The organism is Clostridium sp. UBA5712, assembly GCF_002419845.1.
In the GTDB taxonomy this organism is placed as follows: domain Bacteria; phylum Bacillota; class Clostridia; order Clostridiales; family Clostridiaceae; genus Clostridium_J; species Clostridium_J sulfidigenes.
On record NZ_DIGW01000011.1, the window covers coordinates 421,713 to 443,700 of the forward strand.

Annotated in this window: 21 protein-coding genes; 5 read left to right on the forward strand and 16 right to left on the reverse strand. The window is 28.6% G+C overall.

Annotation, left to right across the window (positions count from 1 at the left end):
* Positions 1-69: 69 nt before the first annotated feature.
* From B3B03_RS08255 to B3B03_RS08280, 6 genes are all read right to left on the reverse strand, one after another.
* On the reverse strand, positions 70-609 hold the full coding sequence (locus B3B03_RS08255) for a DUF402 domain-containing protein (protein WP_035134925.1): 540 nt from the start codon (positions 607-609) through the stop codon (positions 70-72).
* 36 nt (positions 610-645) lie between these two features.
* The gene (locus B3B03_RS08260; protein ID WP_346876972.1) at positions 646-1,185 is read right to left on the reverse strand and encodes a 2'-5' RNA ligase family protein; all 540 of its coding nucleotides are present in this window, start codon (positions 1,183-1,185) and stop codon (positions 646-648) included.
* 159 nt (positions 1,186-1,344) lie between these two features.
* Positions 1,345-1,875 carry a 2'-5' RNA ligase family protein gene (locus B3B03_RS08265; RefSeq protein WP_150842363.1) on the reverse strand — a complete coding sequence of 177 codons (531 nt, stop codon included), beginning with the start codon at positions 1,873-1,875 and terminating at the stop codon, positions 1,345-1,347.
* A 4-nt stretch (positions 1,876-1,879) separates the two neighbouring features.
* Positions 1,880-2,920: a S66 peptidase family protein gene (locus B3B03_RS08270; protein WP_346877189.1), complete on the reverse strand. Its 1,041-nt coding sequence runs from the start codon at positions 2,918-2,920 to the stop codon at positions 1,880-1,882.
* 83 nt (positions 2,921-3,003) lie between these two features.
* On the reverse strand, positions 3,004-3,480 hold the full coding sequence (locus tag B3B03_RS08275) for an NUDIX hydrolase (RefSeq protein ID WP_346846513.1): 477 nt from the start codon (positions 3,478-3,480) through the stop codon (positions 3,004-3,006).
* 368 nt (positions 3,481-3,848) lie between these two features.
* Positions 3,849-4,715, reverse strand: coding sequence for a CAP domain-containing protein (locus tag B3B03_RS08280; RefSeq protein ID WP_346876973.1), 867 nt, complete (start codon positions 4,713-4,715; stop codon positions 3,849-3,851).
* Positions 4,716-5,086: 371 nt separating this feature from the next.
* Between B3B03_RS08280 and B3B03_RS08285 the strand changes: the two genes are divergently transcribed.
* Both B3B03_RS08285 and B3B03_RS08290 read left to right on the forward strand, forming a co-directional pair.
* On the forward strand, positions 5,087-5,698 hold the full coding sequence (locus B3B03_RS08285; protein WP_346876974.1) for a histidine phosphatase family protein: 612 nt from the start codon (positions 5,087-5,089) through the stop codon (positions 5,696-5,698).
* A gap of 30 nt (positions 5,699-5,728) precedes the next feature.
* Positions 5,729-6,262 carry a GNAT family N-acetyltransferase gene (locus B3B03_RS08290; RefSeq protein WP_035134932.1) on the forward strand — a complete coding sequence of 178 codons (534 nt, stop codon included), beginning with the start codon at positions 5,729-5,731 and terminating at the stop codon, positions 6,260-6,262.
* Positions 6,263-6,446: 184 nt separating this feature from the next.
* Here the strand turns inward: B3B03_RS08290 and B3B03_RS08295 are convergent, their stop codons facing one another.
* The 10 genes from B3B03_RS08295 to B3B03_RS08340 all read right to left on the reverse strand — a co-directional run bounded on the left by B3B03_RS08295 (position 6,447) and on the right by B3B03_RS08340 (position 18,007).
* Positions 6,447-8,213 carry an ABC transporter ATP-binding protein gene (locus B3B03_RS08295; RefSeq protein ID WP_346876975.1) on the reverse strand — a complete coding sequence of 589 codons (1,767 nt, stop codon included), beginning with the start codon at positions 8,211-8,213 and terminating at the stop codon, positions 6,447-6,449.
* Positions 8,210-9,955 (reverse strand): ABC transporter ATP-binding protein, encoded by a 1,746-nt coding sequence (locus B3B03_RS08300; protein WP_346876976.1) that lies wholly within the window; start codon positions 9,953-9,955, stop codon positions 8,210-8,212. The genes B3B03_RS08295 and B3B03_RS08300 overlap by 4 nt, the downstream gene beginning before the upstream one ends.
* A gap of 46 nt (positions 9,956-10,001) precedes the next feature.
* On the reverse strand, positions 10,002-10,919 hold the full coding sequence (locus B3B03_RS08305; RefSeq protein WP_346876977.1) for a GNAT family N-acetyltransferase: 918 nt from the start codon (positions 10,917-10,919) through the stop codon (positions 10,002-10,004).
* Positions 10,920-10,997: 78 nt separating this feature from the next.
* Positions 10,998-12,299: an alpha/beta hydrolase gene (locus tag B3B03_RS08310; RefSeq protein ID WP_346876978.1), complete on the reverse strand. Its 1,302-nt coding sequence runs from the start codon at positions 12,297-12,299 to the stop codon at positions 10,998-11,000.
* Between the two features lie 139 nt (positions 12,300-12,438).
* Positions 12,439-12,981: a GNAT family N-acetyltransferase gene (locus B3B03_RS08315; RefSeq protein WP_346876979.1), complete on the reverse strand. Its 543-nt coding sequence runs from the start codon at positions 12,979-12,981 to the stop codon at positions 12,439-12,441.
* Positions 12,982-13,669: 688 nt separating this feature from the next.
* Positions 13,670-15,355 carry a bifunctional metallophosphatase/5'-nucleotidase gene (locus tag B3B03_RS08320; RefSeq protein ID WP_346846504.1) on the reverse strand — a complete coding sequence of 562 codons (1,686 nt, stop codon included), beginning with the start codon at positions 15,353-15,355 and terminating at the stop codon, positions 13,670-13,672.
* 186 nt (positions 15,356-15,541) lie between these two features.
* Positions 15,542-15,961, reverse strand: a complete 420-nt coding sequence (locus tag B3B03_RS08325; RefSeq protein ID WP_346846503.1) for a hypothetical protein — start codon at positions 15,959-15,961, stop codon at positions 15,542-15,544.
* A 190-nt stretch (positions 15,962-16,151) separates the two neighbouring features.
* Entirely contained in the window at positions 16,152-16,427 is a 276-nt protein-coding gene (locus tag B3B03_RS08330; protein ID WP_084178204.1) for a YgjV family protein, read from the reverse strand.
* A gap of 297 nt (positions 16,428-16,724) precedes the next feature.
* The gene (locus B3B03_RS08335; protein WP_346846501.1) at positions 16,725-17,543 is read right to left on the reverse strand and encodes an Mrp/NBP35 family ATP-binding protein; all 819 of its coding nucleotides are present in this window, start codon (positions 17,541-17,543) and stop codon (positions 16,725-16,727) included.
* A gap of 296 nt (positions 17,544-17,839) precedes the next feature.
* Complete coding sequence (locus B3B03_RS08340) at positions 17,840-18,007, reverse strand: hypothetical protein (RefSeq protein ID WP_346846500.1); 168 nt, start codon at positions 18,005-18,007, stop codon at positions 17,840-17,842.
* Between the two features lie 389 nt (positions 18,008-18,396).
* Here B3B03_RS08340 and B3B03_RS08345 point away from each other — a divergent pair, with 389 nt between their 5' ends.
* From B3B03_RS08345 to B3B03_RS08355, 3 genes are all read left to right on the forward strand, one after another.
* Positions 18,397-19,989 (forward strand): ABC transporter substrate-binding protein, encoded by a 1,593-nt coding sequence (locus B3B03_RS08345; protein ID WP_346876981.1) that lies wholly within the window; start codon positions 18,397-18,399, stop codon positions 19,987-19,989.
* 83 nt (positions 19,990-20,072) lie between these two features.
* Positions 20,073-21,032, forward strand: coding sequence for an ABC transporter permease (locus tag B3B03_RS08350; RefSeq protein ID WP_346876982.1), 960 nt, complete (start codon positions 20,073-20,075; stop codon positions 21,030-21,032).
* Positions 21,025-21,870 carry an ABC transporter permease gene (locus tag B3B03_RS08355; protein WP_346876983.1) on the forward strand — a complete coding sequence of 282 codons (846 nt, stop codon included), beginning with the start codon at positions 21,025-21,027 and terminating at the stop codon, positions 21,868-21,870. The genes B3B03_RS08350 and B3B03_RS08355 overlap by 8 nt, the downstream gene beginning before the upstream one ends.
* The last annotated feature ends 118 nt before the right edge of the window (positions 21,871-21,988 follow it).

Sequence of the window (21,988 nt, forward strand, 5' to 3'; positions counted from 1 at the left end):
TGTTCAACTTTGTTTGAAACATGCTCAGAGGTATCTTATACAAAACATTTCTTATATGTAATATATTTCCTAAGAAATATTTTGTAAATGGTTATAATATTTCTTAGTAAGTTCATATAATTTTTCAAAGTTTTTATTTATCCATACAATAAGTTCCTTAGCCTGTTCTTTTGCATCTCCATATTGTTTTTCTGTTATTTCCTTATTATTTAAAGCCTCTTCTAATTCCTCTTCGTCTAATAAAATTACTTCTCCTGTAGTTAACACTACTATATCCAAAAATAAGTCATCATAAAAAGGTATTCCATCCTCAGTAAGTTCATATTTTTCTGAAATGTCAAAATACCATTGAATTATATTGTGTTTTTCATCAATCATAACTGTTAATACATAGTTTTTATTTTCTGGAAAATACTGAATCCAAGAATATTCCTTATCCACAATACAATAATCCACACCCTTAGTTTGTATAATTAAGGGTTCTGTTATCTCTTTCATATGGATACTTGATATATATCCTCTTAACTCTTCATTATCTATGAATTCAATTTTAAACTCTTTCCTTAATACTCTACTCCAATCTGGCTTATTAGCAAATCTTCTCTTCATTATATATCGTCTCCTTATAATGCTTATTAATATAATCTACTCTTGTAAATTAATCTCTATTTCCCTAATCGATCTGTCATTTTTAACTACAATTTCTGCAGATATCTTGTCCACCTTAGAAAAAAACTTTTCTTTCACGTTTCCAATTTTTTTATAAGCAATATTTAGCTCTTCCTCAGAACTAAATTTACCAATAGTCATATGTGGTATAAATTCAATCTGACTTAACCACTGTGGCTTATACGCCTTAAGTATTCCATCATATAATCTACTGTGAATTTCTCTTATTTCTTCTTTGCCTTTCTTTACCTCTAAACATAAATATAAACTTGAATCACTGCTAATTTTTATTATTCCTTCAAGTTCCACATTAAAGGGCTTTACACCCTTTAATGCTTCATTCATCCAATTCCTCAATTGGTACTCTTTAATTTTACTTTCAAAAGGAAAGACTAACGTTATATGAGGGCTCACATTATTTACAAAAGGATCATAAGTTTCTCTTATTTCATTAATTGTATTTATATTTTGAAACTCTGGAAATATCATTATACATCTTTTTATATCATTACCCATAGCTACTCCTATCCAGATATATATTATAAATATATAAAGTTTATTCTAGCATAAACTAAAAATTTATTATAATTTTAATTATATATATAACTATATCTATATTAATTTTCTATAACAACTATTGATATTAAATTATCACTCAGTAGTTATTATATTATTTTACTTTTGGAAAAGATACTCTCTATGTAATACCCAAGTATTAGTCTCCCACCTATAAATACATACATTATCAAAATAGCCATGAAAATTGCATGGATACTTATTTACATAATTCCAAAGATCATAATATATGGTTTTTATTCTTTTTGAACTTATGGTAATATGAAATATTTTATCCTTACCATCTTTATTAGTAAATTCAATATAAGGAATCCTACTCATTTTACTAATTAATTCATCGTGAAGAGCCTTTCCCTCTTCACTCATTATCATATCCATATATATCACTCTATCATCAAAGTGATTATAACCGTTAATCTCTAAAGGCTCTCTTTTATGAGATATACAATAATTTTCTATAGATTTCTCTAGTTCTTTAATATCTCCATCATATTCAAAGGGGGCTTTTATAGTAAAATGTGCAGGTAATTTTGAAGACTTAGCCTTAAACTTATCATAAACTTCTTTTCTAAGATTATTGTTAAAATCTCCTGCTTCTCCCTTTATAACGGAAACAATAACGTATCTCATTTTATCACTTCCTAACTCCACTTTCTATTATTGAAAAACCCTTCTCTTCACAATCTATTTCAGCTTTTGCTCCATAAGGAATTGTAATCATAGGTGCTGTGTGTCCAAAATTCACATTAAATAGTATTGGTAAATCTTTTAGTTTCAATTCATCTCTTATGACCTTAATAAAAGCTTCCTTATACTCATTATAATAAACATTATCATAAGGTTTTCCAAAAACTATTCCATTTATATTTTGTAAAATTCCTTGAGCTCCATAGTTTCGTAGCCAATATTCCACATAAGTAGGTTCTGGTTTATCTTCTGATGTTTCCAAAAACAATATTCCATCTTTCCACTTGTCACTACTTGGCCATACTTCAGTTCCTTTTAACATTTCTAATACATCAATACAACCACCTATTAAATGTCCTTGAACCTTTCCACTTCCTTGTAATATTTCATATTCCATATTTTTATTTACTTTTCTTGGAATAAATTTATTCTCTATTTGCCAAGGTAGACGTTCACTTGTCCAAATTTCTGATGGTCTAATATTACCAATAACATCATTAGTAAATAATACTCTATTTATATAAAACTTAGTATAGTCAAACATTTTTATATTTTCTGCAAATTCAGAAAGTACCGCAGGTCCATAAAAACTACAAATTCCAGCTTTCATACATATAAAATGTGTAACTGTACTATCAGAATAACCAATAAAGATTTTGGGATTATTTCTTATTACTTCGTAATCAATATAAGGTAAAATTCTTATGCTTTCATCGCCCCCGATACAAGAAAAAATACCTTTAATCGAAGGATCTTTAAAAGCTTCCATCAAATCCTTTGCCCGTTCTTCTGGATTATTGTATACATATTCTGTACCCTTAAGAGTTGTCTTCATTTCAATAACTTGAAGCCCAAAATCTTCTTGGAGTCTTTTTTTCCCAACTTCATATCTCCAAAGAATATTTTCATCTCCTGCTCCGCCCCAAGATAGACTTATAGTTGCAACTTTATCTCCTTCCATTAACATAATGGGTTTTTTAAGTCCCATGGAGTTTAAATCATTTCCTTCATTGTTTTTATAATCTGATTTTAACACATCTTCAAAATTTTTTCCCATTTTTTAACTCCCTCCTACCTAATGCTTATAGGTTTATTTATACTTGCTCCATCATCTAAAGTATATATTCTGCAAACTTTATTAAATAAATGAGGCTGTATTGATGGATAAGTAAGATTTTTAGGTTGATTATCGAATAAGCAAATTTCCCTAATTTCCAAGTTAGGAAGTTCACCTAACTCCTCAATATCGGCAAAGAAAAGTGCCCCATAGGATTCATCATATTCATCAGTGTCATTACTCTCCCTTACAACAGAGTATATATTTACAGGATTAAGTTTAAATTTTATAGCTCCTGTTTCTTCTCTTAATTCTCTATTTGCAGTATCCTTTATACTTTCATTCTCTTCTCTATGTCCTCCTGGAATCTCCCAAGTATCTCTTTCTTTATGCTTTACAAATATCCATTGATTCATATATCTTGCCATTATTACTGCAAATTTCAATTTATAATCATCTATTTCGCTAAATTTATAAAAATTAACTTTCATTATTCCACTCCTTACCAATATAAGATTACTCTATAAACAGAGTTCTTAGCTTCTCTGAAGCTTACTAACAGAATTCTAAGTATCAATTTATTTGATACTTAGAAGTCGTTGTCCTTTAGGGGAAATTGTTATCCAGGGACGTACCAGCTCTTACTCCCACTTTGAAAAAGATGGAGTATTAGAGCTGGTAGTCATCGGATTAACCTTTATTATATATTACAATAAACTTACAGTATTAACAAATGAATAATAACTTTTAATAAATGTTTTATGTAAAATAAAAGCACTAAAGATATTTTTTATCTTAGTGCTTTTTTAATTTAATCCTTAATTATATATTTACAGTGAAACTTTTAATGCTTGTACTATTATTTATAAAACTCTTGTGTAGCATAGTATCTATTCCCAGCTTTATATACACCAACACCTATACTTGTAAAGTTAGGAGATAGTATGTTTTCTCTATGTCCTTGTGAATTCATCCAATTTATCATAAATTGATTTGCAAGTTCATTTATATCAGATACTCCACCTATATAAGCTATATTCTCTCCCCAAGATCTATAAGAAATACCATCTCTAGCCATTTGTGCTGTTATAAGCTCACCCTCTAGATTTCTATGGTCAAAATAATTTTTATCTCCCATATCCTTTGATTTTATTCTTGCGTATTTCTCCATAAGATTACTGTAACTTAGGGTGCTCATACCCGCTGTAGCTCTCTCTTCATTTACTTTTGTAAATATAAGCTGTTCTATTTGCGATGAAAAATCACCTGTAACTGTTGTAGTCTGTGTAGTTGATTTAGATGGTGTATTCACTTTTTCCTGAGATGGTACCGATGACTTTTCAGTATTACTATAAGAATTACCTCCAGTTATTTCTTCTTGATTATTAACTGTAGTATTAGAACTTTCTTTTTCCTCTAAATTACTTCCTTCATCATTATTAACTACATTTTTATCATTTTGTGAATTATCAGCTTGTCCACCACCCCGAGATAACCTAGTATCTTTACTAAGGTTTATTTCTTCATTACTGTTTTTATCTTTTTCATCTACTTCATCAGACAAAGCAATTTCATTTCTCTTGTCCTCTATTGTGTCTTCTTTTTCATCTACACTTTCAATTGTTGAATTATTAATGTACTTAGAATTATTTTGTAAAGTTAATCCTACCAGTGCAGTGCCTGCTAATGCTCCACATATAATTAATGTAATAAGTTTCCTTTTCATTAGTATCACTCCTTTTAATTCCCTTATTATTTATTTATAACATAAAATATAGAATTTTTTATTAGTAGAACACTTCCTATGATTCTATAATAATTAATAATTTCATATTATTTACTTATAATAACGTTCCTCTCTTCCATAAATTTTTCTACTAACTATAATACAGATGCTATAATTGTTACCCTTTTCCAGGTTAATAAATGAATATAATCTATATATAAATTTTAATTTATTAAAAAATTTATTATTCTTCACCTATGAATAGCCACTTAATTGCAATTATATTTAACTAAAAATTCATATAATTCATTTTATTTATATTATATAATTATTTTATAACCTTAAATTAATTATGAGGGGGAACTATAAATTTGGATATCATTATAATTAGACATGGTCAATCAGAAGCAGACATATTAAATGTTCATGAAGGAAGAGCAGATTTTTCATTAACAGAGCTTGGAAATAAGCAAGGTTTAACTATGTCAAATTTTTTATCAATTAATTATAATATTGATAAAATTTATTCCAGTCCGTTAAAACGTGCTAGTGAAACTGCTAAAATATTATCTAATGCTACTAACATTCCTATTATATATGAAAATGGGCTTATGGAATTTAATAATGGACTATTAGCAGGGTTATCTAGAGAAGAGGCAAATCAGCGCTATCCTGAACCTGCTATAAGATGGCCTCACACATCTATGTATGGAATGGAAAGTATGATAGAATTCAGAGCTAGGGCTGAATCCATATTATCAAAGATAGTTAGCGAAAACTCCTCTGATTCTACTATAGCCATTGTTGCTCATGGTGGCATTATAAATATGCTTTTTAGAAGTTTTCTTGAGCTTCCTATAAATTCACAACTTTTTATATCTACAGGTGATACTGGAATACACCACTGGCAGATAACTAGCTGTTGTCATAGAATAATTTATACAAATAAATTATCTCATTTAGATACCTTAGATAGTAAATAATCTATTAATATAAGTTATGAAAGGAAATAAATGATGATATATAAAGAATTAAAAATAACTGACTTAGTTCCTGAACTATTAAATGATTTTGATAGACATGAGAAAATATACAGAGCTTGGAGACTAAGAGATGATGGAAGTGAGTATCTAAAAGATATCTATTATGAAGAGAATTGGGATAATAATGAGCTATTATGCATATGTAATGAATTAAAATCTACATTTGAAAAAGGTGGTTCAGTTTTTGCAGCCTTTGATGAAAGTAAATTAGTAGGGTTTGCTTCCCTAGAAAATGAATTCTTTGGGAGTAAAAAACAATATATTCAATTGTCCAATCTTCACATTACAAACAGCCACCGCCATAAAGGTATTGGGAAAACACTATTTAACATGTGTATTGATAAAGCTAGAGAATTAAAGGCTAGTAAAGTTTATATCTCTGCCTCATCTTGTGAAAATGCTCAAACCTTTTATAGGTGTATGGGATGTATACTAACTAAAGAAGTAAATAAAAAGCTATATAATCTTGAACCCTTTGATTATCATATGGAATATATCTTATAAAATATATTATATTTAACTCAATATAAAATGCTTAAAGGGAAGGAAATTAATTAAACATGTAATTAATCTCCTTCCTCCTATTCAATAGGTAAATAAAGTCTAACTTTGGATATTCAGAAACTTCTTCTATATAGGCTATCTTCTATGCTTCATAGGCTATCTTCTATGCTTCATAGGCTATCTTCTATGCTTCAAGGCCCCATATCTGCCTCATTTCTTCACAGTTTTTAAGAAGTTCTTCAAGTTTTCCCTGTCCTGCAATTTTTCCATCCTTCATAACTAAAATTTTATCTGCATTCTTTAAGGCTACATGTCTATTAGAAACTACTAAGGCCGTTATATTTTTTCTTTCAAACATCCTATCCCAAAGCTTTATTTCTGTTTCTATGTCTAAGGCACTAGATATATCATCAAAGACATATAAATCAGCCTTTCTTACAAACATTCTTGCTACAGCTACTCTTTGTCTTTGACCTCCGGAAAGTTTTACTCCTTTAGAACCTATCAATGTATCTATTCCATCCTTAAAATTCTTAATATCCCTATCTAAAACTGCTGAATATATAGCTTGCTCCAATTTTTCTCCTTCATCCTTTAGTCCTAAAAGAACATTATTTTTAATAGTATCACTAAATAAATTAGGATTCTGAGATGTATAAGCTACTATTGGCGGTGTTAGCTTTTCACTATTTTTTTTAACTTCTTCATTATTTAGATAGATTTTCCCACTATCTACAGGTAACATTCCTAAAATAGATTTTATAAGAGTTGTCTTCCCTGCTCCAATTCTTCCTGTAACTACTACTAAATCACCCTTATTTACTCTTAAGTTAATATTTTCTATACCACTAGTTTCATTATACTTATAGGTTAGCTCCTTAACCTCTAAACTCTTAAATTCTATATCTTCTTGTTTACATTTCTCTTCAATTAATTCACCTTTTAGATATAATGAATTATGAGCTAATAACTCTTTTTCCATATTTTCATCTAAGAGTTTAAACATTCTCTTAAATGCAATTCCCCCTTGCTGATACCTAGCAAAAATTTCTCCAAGGAAGCCTGCAAAATCAGCTACAAAGGGAAGATAATATAGAAATAGTGAAAAATCTCCTACTGAAAAGCTCCCTTCCAGCATATATTTACCTGTTAATAGCAATATAAATCCAGTACCAATAGTTACAGCATTTTCATATATAGCATCCATGATATTTACAAAAATCTTATCGCGCACCATATATTTCATTCTTTTTTCATTAAGATTATTTAGATTATTAATTATATACTTCTCACTTCCAGATATTTTTATGGCTTGTATTCCAGTAAATATTTCCCCTATAGCCCCTGATACATCACCAGTTGCTTCCCTAGCAGTAGTCCTGTATTTTGAAATATACTTCATAGCCTTTTGTGATAATAATATTACTATAACTAAAGGAGCAAAAATAAATAAAGTTACCTTTACATTTATGGTTAATAAAATAATTAGTGCTCCTAAAGCAAATAATCCATCCCCAATTATATCTAAGGTGAAGCTTATAACAGTCTCAATCTCTTCTATATCATCTCTAAAACAGTTCATAGACTCACCTAAAGAAGTCTTATTTTCAATTAATGGATTATTTATAATACACTCTAGTAGATTTCTTCTAAGTAATCCACTCATAGAAAATCTATGGTTAGCGTCTACTCTTCCACCCATAGCTATAATAATTGATCTAGTTAATGCTACTACTAAAATTAATGCCATAAGGCTTAGAATTTCACTATTCAACCCTCCACTTTTCTCTAAGACTTCAAAAAATCTCTTAGTAATTAAACCCGGTATCAGTGGAAACATATGAATTGTTATCCATAAAAAGCAGTTGAGTAAATAATACCATGGTCTATACATTATCATCTTACCAACATACTCAAGCACTGGAATTTTCTCCTTTTTACTTTTTATCATGCCAGCACCTCCTCCATACCCTTTTGTAGTAAATTATAAAATTTTGAATTATTATCTTTATAAAGTTTCTTTCTATTGCCGTACTCTACAATTGTTCCTTCTTCAAGAATCAAAATGCTATCTGCTCTACCAACTGTTCCAAGTCTATGAGCTATAATTATACAAGTCCTATTTTGGAGTAGTTTATTTAGCGCATTATCTATAAGTCCTTCAGTGATTGGATCAAGTTTTGAAGTAGCTTCATCTAAAATAACTAATTTGGGATTTTTAAGAAACACTCTTACAAAAGCGAGAAGTTGAGCTTCTCCTGAAGATAAGCCACTACCACCATTATCTAGAATAGTATTTAGCCCTTGGGGTAAATTATTAAGCCATGGCATTAATCCAATATCTTCAATGATATTAAGTATAGTTTCATCTTTAATACTAGGATTAAAGAGTGTGAGATTTTCTCTAACTGTTGCATGAAAAATTTGTACTTCTTGAGTAACATAACTAATATTTTCCATTAAACTTTCTTTAGTGAAGCTCTTTAAATCCTCTCCATTAAATCTAATAGCTCCATTGCATACATCGTATATCCTTACAATTAACCTAGCTAAGGTAGTTTTACCACTCCCTGTATGACCTAGTACTCCTAAAATAGTATTTTTTTCTATATTAATATTTATATCTTTAAGTACAGCTTCTCCATCTTCATAACTAAATGAAACTCCATCTATAGCTACATCAATAGAATCTTTACTATTTAGACCATTATAGCCGTACTTTATTGTACTTTTAATTTGCAAAAGCTCTTTTATACGCTTAATACTTGCTTCAGCTCTTTGAAGTTTTTGCATCTGTGATCTGATTTCTTCTAGTGGATTAGCCATAAGCTCAACATAGTGAAATATTAAATATACAGTACCAAAGGTTATTAATGAATTCCCATAAAAATACGCTGAAAGTATTAATGCTGCAGCATTACCTAATGCAAAGACAATTATGTTAGCTATCCACATATAATAGTGGCCTAAACTGGCTTTTATTTCAACGGGCAGCATTTTTCTAAATAATTTATATAAACTATTCATAGTGTAATTTTTACTGCCACAAGTATTTATATCTTCCACACTAGTAATGTGTTCCCCTAAAAAACCATACAACTGCGCACTATATTCCCTTGATTTTTCCCAATGCTTTGATGAATGTTTTTCTATATATTTCATTACAACCATATCCAAAATAGCAATCATGGTTAATGTTAATCCAATCCTCCAATCTTCTTTATATAGCAATAAAATTATTCCTATTAAAAGTCCTAAATTTGATATAAATTGCAATACAAAAGTGGAGAAGAAACTAAATAGAGCATTTACATCTCCATCAACCCTTTCAAGCATCTCTCCTGATTGATGTGTTTTATGGAAATCCATATCTAAGTTTATACAGTGCTCTATTAAATCTCCTCTTAATGCATTAGTTGCTCTCCATCCAACCTTTTCACTAATATAAGTTGATATAATTTTAAATACTTGCCTTATAATTCCAAAAGCTATAAATAACAGAGCTGCTATTACTAAATTTTCGCTGCCCAAAATCTCTGTTACAGCATCAATATAATATCTCAATATTTGTGGGTTAGCTAATTGTATTACTAAGTTAATAACTAATATAAAAAATAGTAGTATTACCATATTTTTTTGCTTTTTTAAGTACTTATATAATAATCCAAAGTAATCTTTTATTGGCAACTTCATTGTCATCCCTCCTTTCAATTGATTATATTGAAACCATTTCTTTTAATTAAACTAACTTCATCTGTGTCAGCTCAAGTCCCTTTAAAAAGCCTAAGTTCTCATAAACCTCCTCAGCTTCATTTCCTATATCAACATACAGCCTAACTACAGGATATTCTTTCTTTAGAATAGTAAGCGCCTTTTTTAGCATCTTAGTTCCAATACCCCTGCCTTCATAGCTTGGCTTAACAGCTATCTGAGATATTAAAGGCCATTCCTGCCAAAGTGATACATAGCAAACTCCCACTAGCTCATTAGTATTCCCATCATATACAAGGGTAGAAGCTCTATTTAGCATGTCACTGTCTAAATAATCATCAAAGTATTCTTTTACCCAACCTGTATATTCCTCTAGAGTATAACTACTATGAAGATTCACATTGTTTTCAAAAGCCTCATAAAGTAACTTTCCTATTTCTCCTTGATTTTCTCTTTTAGGTAAATTCGCATAAAAACCTTCTCTCCACATAATATTGAATTCTTCTGTCGGTCTTATCATCCACCTACCGCTTTCAATTTTCTTAAATCCTATTTTCTCATAATTTTCAACTAAAGATGGTTGTACTATATCCGCAAGTATATCCTTTGTAGTATCTGACCAAAAAACTAGAATTTCTTTAAGTCTTTCTAATAATAAATCTACATTTGAATAGGGAGGTATAATGAATAATTCTGATATATTATTAGGTTCTATAAACACTCCACCTATTTTTTTATCATCTTTAATAATCCAAAAGCATTCATCTTCATCATCAACTACAGTTCTCATTACGTCATAACTTTTCTTAAAGAAGCCATTGGCAATGTTCATCTGTGAGTAAACTGTATAGTAATCAGTGAACCCTTTATTATCAGCCCTTTCTAGTCTATATCCATCCCTTAATTCATAACTTAATATTTCCTTTGACCACTTTTTAAATTTCATATACTATACCCCCTTAAGTATCTGTTCAAATCATTTTAATAATAAAAATTATCTAATAATTTTATTTAATTAACCTCTTTATTTTTTATCTACTAACAAAGCTTTTACACCATTTGCTAGATTATCTTGCCAATCATAATAAAGATGAGCACCTATAAAAGTTTCAGAAGTTACATTGTATCCTTTACTTTTTAATGTAGCTATCATTCTGTTATTTGCCTCCACATGACCTTTTGAAAATCCCTCTAGGCTTCCCATATTTAAATAGAAGTCTATTGGTAATACCTCTGAATCCTTGTATTCCTCTATTAGTTTACTATTTCCTTCAGAATCAAGTTGTATTTCTACCTTATCATCAATAAACCATGCAAAGGCTCCTGATTGTGATAGAACATTTCCGAATATATCATATCCATTAAGTGCTGCATAAGCTGCAAATTGTCCACCTAAACTTAATCCTGTAATAATTGTATTTTTAGGATTTTTTGTCACCTTATAATTTTCCCTAACCCATGGTAATATATCTTCTGTAATAAATTTTAAAAATTCATTATTACAAATTAATTCTTTTGCTCTATTATCTGAGCCTTCAATAAATACAGCACAGGTAGGACTTATATGCCTATCACCTATGAGATTATCTAGTATTTTGGGAGCTTCTACTAAGTTTATATATTCCCATCCATCAGTAAACACCATTAGATTGTTATCACTTCCATCTTCTTCATATCCATAAGGGGTGTATATCCAAACTCTTCTTTCCTTTTTATCTGACTTAAGTTTAAATCTAGACATATGAATTTTTCCTGTTTTATTATCAGTTCTTTCCTTTGTCCATATTTTTTCTTTAGCCTCAGGCATCTCAATTATATTTTCGGTAGGTACAAGAAGCGCTATATCTTCTGGATTTTCTTCATCTCTTACAGGTGTATAAGTTTTAGGATTAAGAGGATCTATGATTACATCTTCATCCCTCCATTCATACTCTTCATTAACATTTGCTATCAATGTATATAAACAACGAGCTTTTTTAGATAAAATAGCACTTCTATACCATAAATCACTATTGCCTAATCTATATAAATTAGTTTTTTTATCGCCTTCTCCGAACATCCATCCTCCAAAGATTTCACTGAAAACAAATATATTATCAATTTCTCTATCCTGTCTCCAAATTACAGTTACAATTGAATTTTCTTCATCTCCCTCTATGTCTTCAATAAGAGGCGCCCCTTCTCTTTCGATCTTTTCCCAAAATATATCTATAGCATTATCATTTCCAGAATTCATATCCTCTTCAAGTTTTAATATCATTGGACTTAACATTTTTTTATTCTTCATAATTAATTTAGCAATAAGATTATCTAATAGATACCTCAATCGCTTCCCCCCTTCAATTTAAGTATATTTTAATTTATTCTTTATCTAAACTTACTGAATTCAACTATTTAACTAGTTGTATAGTTCTATATTTAAATAGTTTCACAGGTAAATTTCTGTATATGAAACTATTTAAAATTTATTCGTTATGAGATTTAATGTCCATTACTATAAATTTAAATTCTCCATCTTCCATATACTCATCACATTTTTTAAATCCTAGCTTGTTAAATAGTAACAATGATGGCTTATTATTTTCTTCAATCTCCACATATATTCTATTTATATCCATGGTATTAAATATATAGTTCATGGCTATCTTGATAGAGTCATAAGCTATGCTTTTCCTCCAATATCTTTTATCACCTATAGTAACTCCCATTTCCCCCTGCTTTGCAACTGTATCTATACTAAAGAAGTTGACAAAACCTATAAAATTTTCATCATTATCGGTGATTATAAAATACTTATACATTCGATCTTCTAATCTATCATTGATCACATTTCTTTCAAAGTTATCACAATAGATTTTACATTCTTGAATTAATTCTCTACTATTACTTGGTATAGGTCTTGGATCATACCTATTAATCTCCTTGTCAATTCTACAAGAAAACAAATTAATGATATCTCCTTTTTCTATGTCTCTTATCCTAATTTTCTTATCCTCATAATAATTCACTATTAAATCCCCCTTTTTCTACTTTATCTTTTTACTTTTTTAGAAATCCCCTTATTGAGCAACAAAAAAGCTGTAAGAAAGAATCTCTCTCTTACAGCCAAATCTAACATTTTTATTTTACTTAGTTAATATACTAAATCTCTAATTTAGTATATATCATCTACTTTACCCAGTATATACAGATAAAGTTTCATATTATTATATATCCTATAAATTCAAAGACACAGCAAAGTATTAAATATGTTACCATATTTACTCATACTTTAAGTACTTCTTTACATTTAAAAATATATATTAACAAATATTATTATAAACTTAGGACACCTTGTAAATCACAAATTATTTAAAACATAAATAATTGTGGCATTCACTAAAAATAATCCTATAAAATACCCTTCTTAAGATTCACATCTTAAGCAAAGCTAATTATAATAATTAAGTAAAATTTAGAAATAGCTCAATAAGATTGATTTCATTTCAATTGTTTTAAAAAGAAGTATCACAAAAAATCCTATAGATGTACTATAGACCTATAACGTAAACAAAACCTCTTTTAATTTAAATATTTTCTTTTCTCGAAAATTTAACTAACAATTGATTCTAATCAACATCTCATTGTCCCCTTCCTAAATTTAAAATTACAAGTATAATTTACCATAATAAATATATATAGTCAATACAAATATTCCTACTTCACATCTATTAAACCCAATTTTTTAAGTTCATCTATATTTAAAGCTTTATTATAGGGTAATTCAATACTACCTTCATTAACTAATTTAATTATTTTCTCTTTATATGGTGATTCCAAATTAACTCCAGTTATCTCCCAGTTATTATCCACTTGTGGAGATATAATACCTTGATTTTTAATATATTCTACTATCATATCTCTAATTGTATTAGAAGATTTCCAAATATAATTATTCTTTGCTAATTTTCTACCTTTTAAATTTGCAAAATAGCAATAATCACTGGTTGCTAATTTTAATTTTTGATTTTCTTTCACTAAATCACCTTTGAAAATTAAATCTACAATTCGATGACCTACTGGTTTAGAAATATCTACTTTATAATTTACTCCAGCAAAAAATTCATGTTGATATCCTGGAATATCCATGGTAAAGCTTATAGAAATATCTCCTGACTTCCACTGATTGTAAGCTGAAGCAGCCCATTCCATATAATTCTTTAACTCTTTCCCTGTAACTTCTACTACATAAAGAAAAGTAGTAAACTTGTATACATTGAAAATATGTCCATAAGTAATAACACCTTTTTTTATATTACTATCATCCCTAATTAAAGAAGTTGATGTAACATCTGCACCAGAATTTATAAGTTGAACCTTATTTATCAACTCTATAAGTGGAGTATCTCTAAGCCGTCCTTCAGGTATAAAGCTTATCTCATCCTTTGGTTGAAAATCTTCTGTGGCTTCTCCTATTATTTCTGTGACAAAATCCATAGTTGTTTCATGTGCTTTCTTAATAACTGGTAATCCACTTAACTCTTCGCTAGGATAATACGGCTTCATGGATACAACTTTAACTTGTCCATCTATAACATGATTATTATTGTCCAAGGTTAAATCAAAACGAATTACTTCCTGTCCACTATCTGTAGCCCCTCCAATGAGCGTTTTTCCTCTTTTTTCTTTTACTGTTATATGAAAATGCCCAACTACTAGTACATCTATCTCCGGACATAATCTCAATATTTTTTCAGCTGCATCTCTTTCATTCTTCTTATCATGTTCTGAAACCATGCTTGCATGAGCCATAACCATTATAATATCTACTTTATCCCTAATTTCACTTACATACCTATAGGCAGTTTCACCAAGATCATGAAAATTTAGATCCTTCACTAGATTTCCTACCCATCTTGGTACATTAGGAGTAGTTAACCCTATAATTCCAACTCTCACTCCACCACAATTTATAATTGTATGTGTCTTTACAAAGTCTTCACCACTTTCTCTATAGTCTACATTTGCTGAAAGAAATGGAAAGTTACTTTGCTTTTCAAGAGATTTTATTAAATCAAGTCCAAAGTTAAATTCATGATTTCCCAATACCATAGCATCATATCCCATAAAATTCATAGCAGAAATCACAGGATGTTTTTCATCCTTTTTATTACTATACATTTCATCTGTTAACGTATTTCCTTGAATTATATCTCCATTATCCACTACCAAAGTATTAAGATTTTCACTCTTAACTTGCTTTATATAAGAATAAATACGATTCATTCCACTATTATTGAAGCTTTCACCCTTATCATAGTTATATCCTAAAATGTTTCCATGTATATCTGTAGTTGCTAAGATTGTAATTTTCTTATTCTTTGTTGTAGTGATTCTATTCATTTATATTTAATCCTCCAGCTTAAAACATTAATTATTAATAATAACTTTCTCAACAATAATTTCTTAATTCAATTTTTTCTTATTATAATTATATCATTTGCTTCTGTATAATATATACTTTAGCATGGTATCTATCTTTTTCTCCATAAATAAAAAACGCATCTAAACACAGACACGTTTTCACTACTATAATTTAAAAATAAATTTTCCTATAGTTGTTTTTAGCTTAGTAGCTTCCATTATAATACCATATAAAATATTTACAATTACATATATTACTAAAAATCCTAATACTTTGTCTCCAAATCTATATCCAAAAGGCATTAATATTAAATTAAATAAATAGAGTAATGCAAAACTTACTAATAAACTTATGCTCTGATCAATTATATTAGCACCTAGTTTGGCTAAAAATCCACCTTTCTTTTTAACATTTTCATTAGAACACTCTTCTGCCTTTTCAGCTTCATCTATATGCTCTAATACTTCTTCATTTTCTAAAGTTGCTTCCATGTTTTCTTGTGTTTCAGCTATAGTTTCTTCTGTTACATTTTCCTCTTCTATACTTTCATTATCACTTTTTATATTTTCTTCATCCTTTAACATCCAATATCCTCCTTAAATAATAATTATAAACTCTCTGATAAATATACTATACTTTAAATTATCTGTAAATTAATTCTATGTAAACTTAGTATGAATTTACATAGAAAATTAACTTTTTAATTCTATATTTAAAGCTATAGTGTAATTTTTCTATTTCACTATAGCTTAACTTTTATTATTATATTAAAATTTAAATATTATTTTTAGTATTCATTTCTCTAAATAACTTGTATAAGTAATATAGATTTATAAAAACTATTATTGCATTAGCTATAGCTACAGGATATGCTCCAATAATCAGCCCGTATATTACAAATAATATACATCCCATTAAATTAATAAATCTTAGCTTAAATATTTCCTTCATAAACATAGAAATAGTAATTAGTATAGATGCTAAATAACCTATCCACTCAATCAATGTATCATTAAACATAGAACTCCTCCTAAAGTTTATTATATTCATTAATAAATAACAAACATTCACTCTAAATACTAATAAAACTAATGTTTTAAAAAATATGTTTATTTATAGTTTCTCTATTATATATTTTTTTATTTATATAATAATTATTTTTTATTTTAGTTTTTGGATTTTTATCTCTTATACAACAATGTAGCTCAATCCTTAGATTTAAATCAAAAAATATAAAAACTATCTCAAATCAAAGACTTAAGATAGTTTTTATATGATAAATTTTTATACTGTTATAAGCTGATATAATGATACACTAATCTATAAAAAAGTTATAATAATTATCTATTATAAATTATTAATTATGTTTTCAACAATTTTATTAAATATGTTTTTAAATTCATCTTGATGCTCTTCACCTTTTGATAAATTGCTTATACTACTTATCATAGGTAATTCACCTAAAAGATTTAAATCTAGATTTTTCAAGAACTTTTCTGTATCTTCTCCATTAAATAATTTAATTTTTTTATCGCAATCAGGACACTTAATATAACTCATATTCTCAATAACACCTAAAACTTTTATATTTAATTTTCTAGTCATATTAACTGCCTTTGCAACTATCATAGATACAAAATCTTGAGGAACAGATACCATTACTATTCCATTTATCGGAATATCTTGCATTACAGTTAGTGCTACGTCTCCTGTTCCTGGTGGCATATCAACAACTAAATAGTCTAATTCTCCCCAAATTACATCTGTCCAAAACTGCTTAACCATTCCACCAATCATAGGACCTCTCCAAATTACAGGATCTTCTTCATTCTCTACTAGCAGATTTAACGACATAACCTTTATTCCTTCTTGAGATTCAATAGGATATATATTTTTACCATCCGCCATAGCTTTTTGTCCTGTAATTCCAAGAAGTCTTGGTATACTTGGCCCTGTAATATCTGCATCTAAAATCCCTACTTTATATCCTTTTTCCTTTAATTGTCTTGCTATTAAAGTAGCCATGGATGATTTACCAACGCCACCTTTTCCACTCATAACTCCAATAATTTTTTTAACATTGTTTAAAGGATTGTTCTCAACTCCACAACTTCCTTTATCTTTACTGCATCCACCATTGGATGGACATGTATCACATGTTGACATAAAATCATCTCCTCATTATTATTGGTATTTACTAAATTTATATTACTGCTGTTTTAAATTGTTGTCAAATGCCAATAATGAAATTTATTATAATCCTATATGAATAAATTATATTTTTGTCTAGCATATTATAAAATTAAAATATAACATCTAAAAATTACTGTAATAATCTCTAAAGGATAACGACTTCTAAGTATCAAATAAATTGATACTTAGAAGTCTGTTAGTAAGCTTTAGGGGGAGAAAAACTCCCTCTAAAGCAAAGAACTATGTTTATATCATTAAAACATTTGATTTTATTCCCAAGTTTCACTACAGTAACTACATAATCTTTTATTGTCTAAACACTCCCTATTACCACATCGTATACATTCTTCATATCCTTCATCATAATAACTAATTTCATTTTCAAAATTATATTCTTCTCCTAAATTGTCTTCTGGTAATACATAATTATTCATCATATTTTCCTCCTAATTTTAATATTCCTTACTCCATAGAATTTAATAATATATTTTCCTGTTTTTAATATATTTATACTTAACAAACCATTTTATAATACAATTCACTATTATGAAATGTTAAGAATTTCAGAAATTATTATATGGATTATATCTGCCAGTTACTATTAGCAAAACCTTTAATTTATTATGTAATAAATTGTTGATTTTTGTAGTTATAACATTTTCTGATAGACTGATTTTATTTATTTTAATTTATAATAAGAGTTATATACTAATATTTATTATGTTATCCTATATAAGGAATTGTTGCGTATTTTCACGTAACTACAACTATCATAAGATTCATTCATAAACATGAATTGATTTTACAGTGTATAAGGGGGATTACAATGAAAAAGACTAGATTCCTCAGTATTGGACTATCTTTAATACTATCCTTGTCCTTAATTGGATGTAGTTCAAAAAATAGTTCTACTAATACTGAGTCCAAAAAGAATGAAACTGCTCAACAACAAATAAAGGATGGAGGAACAATGATATTTTCTTCTAGAACTGATCCAAGTTGCCTAAATCCTTTTTTTCAACAAAACAGAGTTACTTATACAATAAACAATGCTTTATTTGATCCACTATATGTAGTTGATAAAGATGAAGTAAGATATTACTTAGCAGAAAGTATGGAAACTTCTGAAGATAAACTTACATATACATTAAAATTAAAAGATAATTTAACATGGCATGATGGTACAAAAATAACAGCAGATGATGTTGTTTATAGTGTAAATGTAGCTAAAGATGAAAGTCAGGGAATTGATGCTAGACAAACTTTTGTTATTGATAAAAAAGAAGTCCAAGCTAATAAAATTGATGACTTAACTGTTGAATTTAAACTTCCAAATACCTTTGCACCATTCTATATATCAATTGGAGATTTTAAAATAATTCCAAAACATATATTTGAGGGTGAAAGCAATTTAGCAGAATCAGATAAAAATAATACTCCAGTAGGTTCTGGTCCTTTTAAATTCAAAGAATGGAAAAAGGGTGAGATGGTAACCCTAGAAAGATTTGATGATTATTATTTAGGAAAACCTCATTTAGATAGTGTGGTTTATAGAATAATTCCAGATGATAATACTTCAAAAATTGCTTTTGAAAATGGAGAAGTTTCTGCAGCATATTTAGCTGAAGATAAGTTTGAAACTTTCTCATCAGATGATAGGTTTAAAACTCATTCTTTTGATGAAGGAATGCTAAACTATATTATACTTAATGAAAAAAATGAAAACTTAAGTAAAAAAGAAGTTAGACAAGCTATATCCTATGCCCTGAATAAAGAAGAGATTTTAAAAACATCCTATACTAATTTAGAAAACACTGAAAAAGCTTACTCTATTCTAACTCCAAATACAAAATTCTATACTGATGATGTAGAAAAATATGACCAAAATTTAGAAAAAGCAAAAGAGCTTATGGAAAAGTCTGGTGTAGGTAATATAAAATTGAATTTTCAATACACTCCAAAAGATAGCAAAATTGCTATGGTTGTTAAACAACAACTTTCTACTATCGGCATAGAAGTAGATGCTCAGCAAATAGATGACAATGTATACTTCTCAAAAATCCTTGGAGAACAAGAAAGAGATTATGATATACTTATAAATGGATATGTAATGGGAAATGATCCAGATGGATATTCTAGTGCTTATATGTCTAGTGGTAGCTTTAATGCTCAATGTTATAATAACAAAGAACTAGACAAGTTGTGGAAGGATGGAGCTTCTCAATCAGATGATGCAAAGAGAAAAGAATTATATGAAAAAATTCAAAAGACCATAGCTGATGATGCTGTAGTATACCCATTATATTATTCAAAGTCATTAATCGGAGTTGATGCTAAATTTGGTGGAATTGAAGATGCCAAATTAGTACCTATATATATGTTTGAAGATTTATCAAAAATATATATGATTCAACAATAAAAATATATTTCTATGGCTCATTTACCCTTTCCGGGTACTTGAGCCATTTTTACATAAATTTTTTACATAGAAAGGATAGTATTATGAAAAATAAAATTACAAAGAGAATTTTACAAGCTATTCCTATGCTTTTATTTATATCCTTTGTATCCTTTTTACTTATGAATCTGGCTCCAGGAGATCCAGCTCAAGGATATATAACCCCTAAAATGTCAAAGGAGCAAGCAGATTTAATAAGAGTAAGTCTTGGACTGGATAAACCTATGCTAACTAGATATTTCTTATGGCTAAAAAATGTATTAAGTGGTGATTTGGGTTACTCCTTGGTTTCTAGACAAGCTGTAGCTAGTGAAATTTCTTCAAGATTTTTTGCTACCCTTGGACTTATGGGTTCTTCCCTACTTCTAGCTATTTTAATATCAATTCCCCTAGGATTACATACGGGCATGCATAGAAATAAATTCTTAGACAGATTTACAAATATATTAAACTATATTGCAATCTCTATACCTAGCTTTTGGTTTGCAATGATATTGCTTTCAATATTTTCTTTAAAATTAAAGTGGCTTCCTAGTGTTGGTATGAGAACTATAGGTGTAACTTCAATATTAGATGTTATAAAACACGGTATATTACCTACTATAGTACTTAGTTTTTCTAATATAGCTGTTCTTACAAGATATGTACGTTCTTGTACTATAACAGAACTAAAGCAAGATTATATTGTTACCGCAATTTCCAAAGGCGCAAGTAAGAATAGAATTCTATTTAAACATATCATGAAAAATGCTCTTCTTCCAATGATAACAATTCTTGGAATGAGCTTACCATCTTTAGTTTCTGGTGCATTTATCACTGAAACTATCTTTGGATGGCCTGGTATGGGAAGACTTGGCATTAACTCAATAAAAGCCTTAGATTATCCAGTTATAATGGCTATGACTTTAGTTACCTCAATAATGGTTGTTATAGGAAATCTACTTGCTGATATTAGTTATGTACTAGTAGATCCTAGAATACGTAGGGGGGATGAAAATGTTTAGTATTAGATTTAAAGAAAATTTTATAAGAGAGCTTAAAAAAAATAAATTAGGAATATTTGCTTTAGTATGCTTAATTTTAATAATTATTTTATCTGTTTTTGCATTTTTGACTCCTTATAATCCTGATACTATTGATATGAGTAATCAATTTATTTCTCCAAATTTTAAAAATATATTTGGAACAGATGAACTCGGAAGAGATTACTTTACTAGAGCTTTATATGGTGCACGAATCTCCTTAATAGTAGGTGTACTCTCCATGATGGTATCTATATTCATCGGCACCCTAGTTGGTGCTATAAGCGGACTATTAGGAGGCAAAGTTGATGCTATTATAATGAGAATAATAGACATGTTAATGAGTATACCTCTATTCTTTTTACTACTAATAGTAAATTCTTATTTAAGACCAAGTATAGCCAATATAATAATCATTATAGGTATATTTGGATGGATGAGTATCGCTAGAATAGTCCGCTCAGAAACATTATCTATAAAAGAAAGGGATTATATTCTATGTTCTAAAGCCTTAGGTAGCAATAATATAAAAATAGTAAAAACACATATAATACCTAATGCTATTTCCACAGTAATTGTTGCAGCTAGCATAAATATAGCCGATGCTATACTTATGGAATCATCTTTAAGTTTTTTAGGTCTAGGGGTACAACAACCGATGGCTTCTCTCGGAAGCATGCTTCAAACTGCTCAAGCCAGAATTGGTGATAAGACTTACTTAGCAATTTTTCCAGGTCTTATGATACTATTAATTGTATTAAGCTTTAATGTTCTTGGTGATATCTTGAGAGTAGCATTAGATCCGTCTCAAGGAGAGTAATTAAAACATATAAGTATAAAAATAAAAATTATGCTATAATTTATATTATAACATAATTTTTTAGGAGGTTTTTATGGACACTTATACCCTTCCACTTTATCAAAAATCAAGCTTAAAA